Consider the following 350-nt stretch of genomic DNA (forward strand, 5'->3'; position numbering starts at 1 on the left):
CGGCTATTGTGCCAGCCGCGGCGACGGTGTGGGAGATGCAATAGCCAAGGCTGCCGTGCAGCCCATCGCCGGCAAGCCTGCAGGCCCGAAGATCTATGCAGTGCCTGGGGAAGCTGGCTTGCCGACAATGGGCCGCAAAGCGGGCCGTACAATCGCTATTTGAATACCTTCTTGAAAAACGCCTGCATATCCGCCCAGGAGCTTTCATCCGCGGCCTTGTTATAGCCAATGTCCGGCCCGCCATGCTCGCCATGGCTCAAGCGGTCTGCATCCGGATTGGTGAAACCGTGCTTGGCCCCTTCGATGCTGACGAACTGATAGTTCACCTTGGCCGCATCCATCTCGGCCTT

1 protein-coding gene is annotated in these 350 nt (G+C 59.7%); it reads right to left on the reverse strand.

The annotated features are described in order from the left end of the window. Positions 1-155: 155 nt before the first annotated feature. A partial coding sequence (locus QWI17_RS00790) for a dienelactone hydrolase family protein (RefSeq protein ID WP_302720586.1) occupies positions 156-350 on the reverse strand: 195 nt, incomplete at its 5' end.

Source organism: Gilvimarinus gilvus, from assembly GCF_030518155.1.
GTDB classification, from domain to species: Bacteria; Pseudomonadota; Gammaproteobacteria; order Pseudomonadales; family Cellvibrionaceae; genus Gilvimarinus; species Gilvimarinus gilvus.